General features: G+C 43.2%; 5 protein-coding genes and 1 tRNA gene. 3 read left to right on the top strand and 3 right to left on the bottom strand.

Annotated features, from left to right (window positions below; genetic code table 11):
• Positions 1–50: 50 nt before the first annotated feature.
• The 3 genes from ACMJ0U_RS11065 (at position 51) to ACMJ0U_RS11075 (ending at position 1,664) form a co-directional block, all read left to right on the top strand.
• A tRNA-Asn gene (locus ACMJ0U_RS11065) sits at positions 51–124 on the top strand.
• 182 nt (positions 125–306) lie between these two features.
• On the top strand, positions 307–1,233 hold the full coding sequence (locus tag ACMJ0U_RS11070; protein ID WP_417129972.1) for a magnesium transporter CorA family protein: 927 nt from the start codon (positions 307–309) through the stop codon (positions 1,231–1,233).
• Positions 1,234–1,244: 11 nt separating this feature from the next.
• Positions 1,245–1,664, top strand: a complete 420-nt coding sequence (locus tag ACMJ0U_RS11075) for a hypothetical protein (RefSeq protein WP_417129973.1) — start codon at positions 1,245–1,247, stop codon at positions 1,662–1,664.
• 191 nt (positions 1,665–1,855) lie between these two features.
• Here ACMJ0U_RS11075 and rpoC read toward each other — a convergent pair whose 3' ends face one another.
• From rpoC to rplL, 3 genes are all read right to left on the bottom strand, one after another.
• Positions 1,856–6,142, bottom strand: coding sequence for a DNA-directed RNA polymerase subunit beta' (rpoC, locus tag ACMJ0U_RS11080; RefSeq protein ID WP_417129974.1), 4,287 nt, complete (start codon positions 6,140–6,142; stop codon positions 1,856–1,858).
• Between the two features lie 76 nt (positions 6,143–6,218).
• The gene (gene rpoB / locus ACMJ0U_RS11085) at positions 6,219–10,031 is read right to left on the bottom strand and encodes a DNA-directed RNA polymerase subunit beta (RefSeq protein ID WP_417129975.1); all 3,813 of its coding nucleotides are present in this window, start codon (positions 10,029–10,031) and stop codon (positions 6,219–6,221) included.
• 158 nt (positions 10,032–10,189) lie between these two features.
• A complete protein-coding gene (gene rplL / locus ACMJ0U_RS11090) occupies positions 10,190–10,567 on the bottom strand; it encodes a 50S ribosomal protein L7/L12 (protein ID WP_417129976.1) in 378 nt (125 codons plus the stop codon).
• Positions 10,568–10,599 lie beyond the last annotated feature (32 nt).

Here is a 10,599-nt window from a genome sequence, read left to right on the forward strand (position 1 = left end):
TTGTTTAATTCAAAACCTAATAGCTTATTTTTTGAAACATTTTTGAATCTTCTTCAGTAGCTCAGTCGGTTAGAGCATCTGACTGTTAATCAGAGGGTCGTTGGTTCAAGTCCAACCTGAAGAGCTTGAGAGTTCGTTGAAAAGACGAACTTTTTTTATACCCTAAAACGAACTAATATGGACGATTATTACTCGCGAACGTATTACAATTATTTTAACCACTTCCTGAAGGGGTGTCGTGAGTAATCCTGTCTTTTACTCTGAAGATGCTCCTCCGGGCTTAAAATGAAGGAAAGGAGCAGACAGATGAGAAAGTATCTTTTTTGTGAAGCTGGCTTTGTAGAGAAAGCCAACTGGCAGCCTAACTGCTGGATTAACATTGAATGTCCGGATGCCGCGGATTTCCACTTCCTGCAAGAACAATTAAAAGTTCCCCAGTCTTTTTTGAATGACATTGCCGATACCGACGAACGTCCGCGTACGGATACGGAAGGTAACTGGCTGCTGACCATTCTGCGTATTCCCGTACAGACTCCTGATTCAAAAGTGCCGTATGCCACGGTGCCTATCGGTATCATTACGAACAATGAACTGGTGATTTCGGTGTGCTATCACTCTACGGAGATGCTGCCGGATTTCATCGAACATACGCAGCGCAAAGGTATCAACGTGCCCAATAAATACGAACTGATTCTGCGACTGATTTACTCGTCGGCTGTATGGTTCCTGAAATACCTGAAACAAATCAACAACGAAGTGAATAATGCGGAAAAGGAGCTGGAGCGTAGCATCCGTAACGAGGACTTGCTCCGGCTGATGAACCTGCAGAAGAGTCTGGTGTATTTCAATACGTCTATCCGTGGCAACGAGGTCATGATAGGTCGGCTTCAGAACATCTTTAATGAAAAAGACTATCAGAATACGGAACTGACAGAAGATGTGCTCATCGAACTGAAGCAGGCACACAATCAGGTAAACATCTACAGTGACATTCTTACGGGTACCATGGATGCTTTTGCCTCCATCATCTCCAACAATGTGAACACCATCATGAAACGCATGACCAGTCTTTCCATCGTGCTGATGGTACCGACGCTGATTGCCAGTTTCTATGGTATGAACGTCGATATTCACATCGAAGGACTGCCGCACGCCTTTGCCTTGATTGTATGTTTCTCCATCTTCCTCTCGGCAACGGCCTTTGTTATTTTTCGGAAAATAAAATGGTTCTAAGCTGAGAGTATATGAAATACGGAGTATCTTCCAATACGCTGCTGCTTACGGCCGGAATCGTATGGCTGGTTGCCGGTATCAACATTCTCCGTATCGGCATTTCCTGCTGGATAACGGATGCGCACTACTGGCTGCTCAAGGTCTGCGAGGCTAGTCTGATATTTCTGCTGTTCTTCTGCATGATTTTCCAGAAACTCTACCGCAAGCATGCCCAGCGTATCACCACCGGTAATCCCAGCAAACGCTGTCCATTCTCGTTTTTTGACGTGAAGGGTTGGCTGGTGATGGCTTTCATGATTGCCCTTGGCATAACCATCCGTACCGCACGCCTGCTGCCGGAAAGTTTTATTGCGGTCTTTTATACCGGACTTTCTCTTGCCCTGATGGCCACAGGCGGACGCTTTATTCTGCTATATTGGAAAAGGAAATAAAACTGGGCATACGCATCAGCAAAGTACTATTTCCCCTCCTATAATGCGGAAATGACAGGTACTACACAATTATAATAGTCAATTATCAGAATAACGAAAAACTTTAAATATACGATGCTTGCTTACATCAAATAAGCACATAAAAAAAGCCGCCTCAAATGAGACGGCTCTTTTTATGATAGTAGTTGAGATTATTCAACTCCACTGTAATCTAATACATTCTTCTTGTTTGCCAAGATGCGATCGTATTCTTCTTTAGAACCTACCACAATCTTCTCAAACTCACGCTGACCTGTACCAGCAGGAATCAAGTGACCGCAGATAACGTTCTCTTTCATACCTTCCAGTTTATCAACCTTACCGTTGATAGCAGCTTCATTCAATACCTTGGTAGTTTCCTGGAATGATGCAGCTGACATGAAACTTGATGTCTGCAATGCAGCACGTGTAATACCCTGCAGAATCTGAGTAGAAGTAGCAGGAACTGCATCACGTACCTCAACCAGTTTCATGTCACGACGTTTCAACATACTGTTCTCATCACGAAGCTTACGAGCTGTAACAATCTGTCCCGGCTGCAAGTTCTGAGAATCACCCGCATCTACAACCACTTTCTTACCCCAGATACGGTCGTTTTCCTCATTGAATTCAATGCGGTCTACAACCTGCTGTTCCAAGAAGCGAGTATCACCCGGCTCGTCAATCTGTACCTTACGCATCATCTGACGAACGATGATTTCGAAGTGCTTATCGTTAATTTTCACACCTTGTAGACGGTAAACGTCCTGGATTTCATTTACGATATATTCCTGAACGGCTGTAGGACCTTTGATGGCCAAGATGTCGGCAGGAGTAATGGCACCGTCAGACAACGGAGTTCCGGCACGTACATAGTCATTTTCCTGAACCAGAATCTGCTTAGACAAAGCAACCAAGTACTTACGAACGTCACCAGTCTTCGATGTAACGATGATTTCACGGTTACCACGTTTAATCTTACCCATCGTAATTTCACCATCGATTTCAGAAACGACAGCCGGGTTAGACGGGTTACGAGCTTCGAACAACTCAGTTACACGTGGAAGACCACCGGTGATATCACCTGCCTTACCAACGGCACGCGGAATCTTCACCAGAATATCACCCGATTTCACGGTTTGTTTGTCTTCTACTACTACGTGACCACCTACCGGCAAGTTGTATGTACGGATAATTCCACCATTTTCATCCAAAATGTGTAATGACGGAATCTTTGTCTTGTCCTTAGACTCAGTAATAATGATTTCACGCAAACCAGTAGCTTCATCTGATTCTACCTTATAGGTTACGTTTTCAATTACTGACTCAAAGTCAATCTTACCAGTAGCTTCTGTTACGATAACGGCATTGAACGGATCCCACTTAGCAATCAGCTTGCCTTTTTCTACCACCTCACCATCTGAAGCATACAACTTAGAACCGTAAGGAACGTTATGAGTAGAAAGGATGATACCTGTATTCACATCCACAAAGCGAACTTCGGCCAGACGACCTACTACAATCTTCACAGGTTCACCTGTTTCTTCTACTGCATCAACGGTACGCAATTCTTCAAATTCCAGACGAGCGTCATTCTTAGCCACGATACTTGCATTGGCAGCCATGTTACCTGCGATACCTCCGGCGTGGAATGTACGCAGAGTCAACTGAGTACCCGGCTCACCGATTGACTGAGCAGCGATTACACCAACGGCTTCACCTTTCTGTACCATACGGCTGGTAGCCAGGTTGCGCCCGTAACATTTCGCACAAACACCTCTCTTAGATTCACAAGTCAATACAGAACGGATTTCTACGCTTTCAATCGGAGATTTTTCGATTTCTTCTGCAATGTCTTCTGTAATCTCTTCACCAGCAGCTACAATCAGCTTACCAGTTGTCGGGTGAATAATATCATGAACAGATACACGACCCAGGATACGTTCGTACAAAGTAGCGATTACTTCATCGTTGTTCTTCAGGGCTGTGCAAACCAGACCACGCAACGTACCACAGTCTTCTTCGTTGATAATTACGTCATGAGAAACGTCAACCAAACGACGAGTCAAATATCCGGCATCGGCAGTCTTCAACGCAGTATCGGCAAGACCCTTACGGGCACCGTGGGTAGAGATAAAGTATTCCAACACCGAAAGACCTTCCTTAAAGTTAGAAAGAATCGGGTTTTCAATAATCTGTGCACCTTCAGCACCGGCTTTCTGCGGTTTAGCCATCAAACCACGCATACCAGACAACTGACGAATCTGTTCCTTAGAACCACGGGCACCAGAATCCAACATCATAAATACGGAGTTAAATCCTTGGTCGTCGTTCTTAATAGTCTTATATAGAATGTCTGACAAGTCACTGTTTACGTGAGTCCAAGTATCAATTACCTGGTTGTAACGTTCGTTATCGGTGATGAATCCCATGTTATAGTTCATCATAATCTGTTCGATTTCTTCGTTACCACGTTTTACCAGTTCTTCCTTCTCCTTCGGGATAATGATATCACCCAAGTTGAATGACAGACCACCTTCGAATGCTTTCTTATAACCTAAGTTCTTGATACCATCCAAGAATTCGCAAGCACGAGCCACACCGACAGCCTTAATAACATCGCTGATGATGTCACGCAGAGACTTCTTAGAAATAACGGTATTTAAATAACCGCATTCATCCGGAACCAGTTCGTTTACAATGACACGACCTACAGAAGTTTCCTTAATCAGCTTCTTCACAATATTGCCGTTTTCATCAAGGTCGTTAGCCACTACGCTGATAATAGCGTGAATGTCTACCTTACCTTCATTGTAGGCAATCATTGCTTCTTCCGGTCCATAGAAAATCAAACCTTCACCCTTGGCACCCTTACGCAATTTGGTAATGTAATACAATCCCAATACCATATCCTGTGCAGGCACAGTGATAGGCGCACCATTGGCAGGGTTCAAAATATTGTGTGACTGAAGCATCAACATCTGAGCTTCCAGTACAGCTTCATTGCTCAAAGGCAAGTGTACGGCCATCTGGTCACCATCGAAGTCGGCATTGAACGCAGTACAAGCCAACGGATGCAACTGGATAGCTTTTCCTTCAATCATCTTCGGCTGGAAGGCCTGGATACCCAAACGGTGAAGTGTCGGAGCACGGTTCAGCAATACCGGATGTCCTTTCATTACATGTTCCAGGATATCCCAGATAACAGATTCCTTGCGGTCTACAATCTTCTTCGCTGATTTCACTGTCTTCACAATACCACGTTCAATCAGCTTACGGATGATGAACGGTTTGTACAATTCTGCAGCCATCAGCTTAGGAATACCACATTCACCCATCTTCAGTTCCGGACCTACAACGATTACAGAACGAGCAGAGTAGTCAACACGTTTACCCAACAAGTTCTGACGGAAACGTCCTTGCTTACCTTTCAAACTGTCTGACAAAGATTTCAACGGACGGTTGGCATCTGTCTTCACTGCACTCGACTTACGAGAGTTGTCGAACAATGAATCGACAGCTTCCTGAAGCATACGTTTTTCATTACGCAAAATCACTTCCGGAGCCTTGATTTCAATCAGACGCTTCAAACGATTGTTACGGATAATTACACGACGATACAAGTCGTTCAAGTCTGAAGTAGCAAAGCGACCACCATCCAACGGAACCAACGGACGCAATTCAGGCGGAATAACCGGTACAATACGTACAATCATCCATTCCGGTTTGTTGCGACCACGAGATGCACGGAAAGATTCCACAACCTGCAAGCGCTTCAACGCTTCATTTTTACGCTGCTGTGAAGAATCGCTGTTTGCCTTATGACGCAATTCGTATGACAAAGCATCCAAATCAATTCCCACCAGCAAATCATAGATTGCCTCAGCACCCATCTTGGCAATAAACTTATTCGGATCGCTGTCTTCCAAATATTGATTGTCTTTCGGAAGAGAATCCATAATATCCAGATATTCTTCTTCAGACAACAAGTCGTATTTGCTGATACCATCTTCAGCCTTCACACCGGGCTGGATAACTACATAACGTTCATAATAAATGATAGCATCCAGTTTCTTTGTCGGTAATCCCAGCAGATAACCAATCTTATTAGGCAATGAACGGAAATACCAGATATGAGCTACAGGTACCACCAACTGAATGTGACCACTACGCTCACGACGTACTTTCTTTTCTGTTACTTCCACACCGCATCGGTCGCAGACAATGCCTTTGTAGCGAATACGTTTGTACTTACCGCAATGACATTCATAGTCTTTTACGGGACCGAAGATACGTTCGCAGAACAAACCGTCACGTTCCGGTTTATAAGTACGATAGTTGATGGTTTCCGGTTTCAAAACCTCACCATAAGAATTTTCCAGAATCTCTTCGGGTGATGCCAGACCGATCGTAATCTTTGAGAAATTACTTTTTATCTTAGTATCTTTTCTAAAAGCCATACTTTTTATTTTATGATAATGAAGAATTTAATCATGAAGAATGGAAGTCATCTTTTCCATTCTTCATTTGAAAAAGTTATTCCAGCGTAATGCTCAAGCACAAACCTCTAAGTTCATGCAACAAAACGTTGAGAGATTCAGGAATACCCGGAGTCGGCATAGGTTCACCTTTCACAATTGCTTCGTATGCCTTGGAACGTCCAACTACGTCATCAGACTTGATTGTCAAGATTTCCTGAAGTACATGAGCAGCACCGAATGCTTCGATTGCCCAAACCTCCATTTCTCCGAAACGCTGACCACCGAACTGAGCCTTACCACCAAGCGGCTGCTGAGTAATCAATGAGTACGGACCGATAGAACGGGCATGCATCTTGTCTTCAACCATGTGACCCAATTTCAACATGTAAGTCACACCAACTGTAGCCGGCTGGTCAAACTGATCACCTGTACCACCATCATACAAATAAGTCTTGCAATAACGTGGCAGATCAGCTTTGTCAGTCCATTCATCCAAGTCATCCAAAGTAGCACCATCGAAAATCGGAGTCGCAAACTTCACGCCCAATTCTTTTCCGGCACGTCCCAATACAGCTTCGAAAATCTGACCGATGTTCATACGAGAAGGCACACCCAACGGGTTCAATACGATATCAACCGGTGTACCGTCAGCCAAGAACGGCATATCTTCCTGGCGAACCACACGTGAAACGATACCCTTGTTACCGTGACGACCGGCCATCTTATCACCCACACCAATCTTACGTTTCTTAGCAATGTAAACCTTCGCCATCTGAATAATACCTGAAGGCAACTCATCACCGATTGTCAACGCAAACTTCTTACGTTTCAATTCAGCATCCAGTTCCTTGTACTTCTTCAGATAGTTTACGATAAGATCACGAATCATATCATTCTTATGAGCATCAGCAGTCCACTTGCTCAACTGAATTACGGTATAATCCAATGATTCCAAATCGTATTTAGTAAACTTAGCTCCCTTTGCAATCACTTCAGTTCCCAGATAATCCTTCACACCCAGAGAAACCTTGTCAGCTGTCAATACCAGCAACTTGTCAATCAAGATTGCTTTCAGAGCCGCTGCTTTTTCTTCAAATTCTTCATTCAGTTTCGGCAGAATAGCCTTATCTGCATTTGTCTCGCTACGAGTCTTGATTACACGAGAATACAATTTCTTGTCAATAACTACACCACGCAATGATGGAGAAGCTTTCAATGAAGCATCCTTCACATCTCCTGCCTTATCACCAAAGATAGCACGCAACAGTTTTTCTTCTGGAGACGGGTCAGACTCTCCCTTCGGAGTAATCTTGCCAATCAGGATATCACCCGGTTCAATACGTGCACCAATACGCACGATACCGTTTTCGTCCAAATCCTTGGTTGCCTCTTCACTTACATTCGGAATATCAGAAGTCAATTCCTCCATACCGCGCTTGGTTTCGCGTACTTCCAGAATATATTCGTCTACGTGAACAGATGTCAAAATATCTTCACGAACCACACGTTCGTTCAATACAATAGCATCCTCGTAGTTGTAACCCTTCCACGGCATGTAAGCTACCAGCAGGTTCTTACCCAATGCCAATTCTCCATTTGCAGTAGAATAACCTTCAGTCAGGATATCTCCCTTCTTCACGCGCTGTCCTTTATTACAAATCGGACGCAAGTCGATGGTCATGCTCTGGTTTGTTTTACGGAACTTCGGAATACGATATTCTTTCAACGCCGGTTCAAAACTTACAAACTCTTCATCTTCTGTACGGTCATACAAAATACGAATTGTAGTAGCATCCACAAAGTCAATCACACCATCACCTTCTGCTGCAATCTGTGTACGTGAATCTTCACACAACTGCTTTTCGATACCTGTACCCACAATCGGAGCTTCAGTCTTCAACAAAGGAACTGCCTGGCGCATCATGTTAGATCCCATCAACGCACGGTTCGCATCGTCATGTTCAAGGAACGGAATTAATGAAGCCGCGATAGATGCAATCTGCTGAGGAGCTACGTCCATCAATTCTACCTGATCCGGAGTAACTACCGGATAATCCGCATCACGACGTGCTTTCACCTTTTCACGGATAAATGTACCATCATCATTCAGCGGAGCATTACCCTGAGCAATAATCTTGTCTTCTTCTTCTTCTGCAGAAAGGTATTCAATACCTTCATTAGACAAGTCTACTACTCCGTCTTTCACCTTACGGTAAGGAGTAACAATAAAGCCCAGTTCATTAATCTTTGCATAGACGCACAAAGAAGAAATCAAACCGATGTTCGGACCTTCAGGAGTTTCAATCGGACACAGACGGCCATAGTGAGTATAGTGTACATCTCGAACTTCGAAACCAGCACGGTCACGTGACAAACCACCAGGTCCCAAAGCTGACAAACGACGCTTGTGTGTTATTTCAGCCAGCGGGTTAGTCTGGTCCATGAACTGTGACAAAGCATTTGTACCAAAGAATGAGTTGATTACAGACGAAATGGTTTTCGCATTAATCAAATCAATCGGAGTAAATACTTCGTTGTCGCGTACGTTCATACGTTCACGGATTGTACGTGACATACGAGCCAGACCAATTGCAAACTGATTAGACAACTGTTCGCCCACTGTACGTACACGACGGTTACTCAAGTGGTCAATATCATCCACATCAGCCTTTGAGTTAATCAACTCAATGAGATATTTGATAATCTCAATAATATCTTGTTTCGTCAATACTCTGACATCCATAGGAGTATCCAGATTCAACTTTTTGTTGATGCGATAACGTCCTACATCACCCAGGTCATAACGTTTTTCTGAGAAGAACAAATTGTTGATAACTTCACGTGCACTTGCATCATCAGCCGGATCAGCATTACGCAACTGACGATAGATATACAATACAGCTTCCTTCTCAGAGTTACTTGGGTCTTTCTGCAAAGTATTGAAGATGATAGAATAATCAGAAGCATTTGCTTCTTCGTTATGAACGAGGATATTCTGTACACCAGACTCGATAATCAAGTCGATATGTTCAGGCTCAATGACAGTTTCACGGTCAATTACAACCTCGTTACGTTCGATAGAAACAACTTCACCAGTATCTTCATCCACAAAATCTTCTGTCCATGTTTTCAACACACGAGCAGCTAATTTGCGTCCAATAATCTTTTTCAGGTTAGTCTTGTTAACCTTTACATCCTCAGCCAGATTGAAAATTTCAAGAATATCCTTATCATTTTCAAATCCTACAGCTCTCAACAAAGTTGTTACCGGAAGTTTCTTCTTACGGTCGATGTACGCATACATCACATTGTTGATATCCGTAGCGAACTCAATCCAAGATCCTTTAAACGGGATAATACGAGCCGAATACAATTTGGTACCATTGGCATGGATGCTTTGACCAAAGAATACACCCGGAGAACGGTGCAGCTGAGAAACAACTACACGTTCAGCACCATTAATTACAAAGGTGCCTTTCGGAGTCATATAAGGAATTGGTCCCAGATACACATCCTGAATCACTGTGTCAAAATCTTCGTGATCGGGGTCGGTACAATAAAGCTTCAATTTAGCTTTCAAAGGTACACTATATGTCAAGCCACGTTCCAAACAATCATCAATTGTATAGTGAGGCGGATCAATATAGTAGTCAAGGAACTCGAGCACGAAGTTATTGCGTGTATCAGCTATAGGGAAGTTTTCCGCAAAAACTTTATACAAACCATCATTCTTTCGTTTTTCGGGTGGGGTATCTAATTGCAAGAAGTCCTGAAATGACTTCAACTGTACTTCCAGAAAATCCGGATACTGCATCGGATTCTTAATAGAAGCAAAATTAATTCGTTGATTTTGAGTTTCTGAAGACATCTGTATGGAGTTTAAAATGTAAAAACTAGGATAATTATAGTCGGTCGCTCTCACAGGTCCGACACATGAAACCTAGTGAACTTAATATAGACGCAAAAAGGTTAAGAATCCCCTTTACAGAGGACTCTTAACCGAACTACCTGATTTACAGGATAATCTTATTTAAGTTCAACTTCAGCTCCAGCTTCTTCCAAAGTTTTCTTCAAAGATTCAGCTTCGTCTTTAGCCAAACCTTCTTTTACTGTGCTAGGAGCACCGTCAACCAAGTCTTTTGCTTCTTTCAAGCCAAGACCACAAGCTTCTTTAACGGCCTTAACAACCTGCAATTTAGCAGCACCTGCGCTCTTCAAAACTACATCGAATGAAGTTTTTTCTTCAGCAGCAGCTGCACCAGCAGCAGCAGGACCAGCAGCAACAGCTACAGCTTCAGCAGCAGGTTCAATACCGTATTCTTCTTTAAGGATAGTTGCAAGTTCATTAACTTCTTTTACTGTCAAGTTAACTAATTGTTCTGCAAAAGCTTTCAAATCTGCCATTTTTGTATGAAATTTAATTGTTTGTACTATTT

The sequence above is a fragment of the Phocaeicola sp. genome (genome assembly GCF_048170425.1).
GTDB lineage: Bacteria > Bacteroidota > Bacteroidia > Bacteroidales > Bacteroidaceae > Phocaeicola.

What these genes read in the sequence shown, in the direction of transcription:
- rpoB (WP_417129975.1), bottom strand. Translation starts at nt 10,031, where the DNA reads ATGTCTTCAGAAACTCAAAATCAACGAATTAATTTTGCTTCTATTAAG.
- rpoC (WP_417129974.1), bottom strand. Translation starts at nt 6,142, where the DNA reads ATGGCTTTTAGAAAAGATACTAAGATAAAAAGTAATTTCTCAAAGATT.
- ACMJ0U_RS11070 (WP_417129972.1), top strand. Translation starts at nt 307, where the DNA reads ATGAGAAAGTATCTTTTTTGTGAAGCTGGCTTTGTAGAGAAAGCCAAC.
- ACMJ0U_RS11075 (WP_417129973.1), top strand. Translation starts at nt 1,245, where the DNA reads ATGAAATACGGAGTATCTTCCAATACGCTGCTGCTTACGGCCGGAATC.
- rplL (WP_417129976.1), bottom strand. Translation starts at nt 10,567, where the DNA reads ATGGCAGATTTGAAAGCTTTTGCAGAACAATTAGTTAACTTGACAGTA.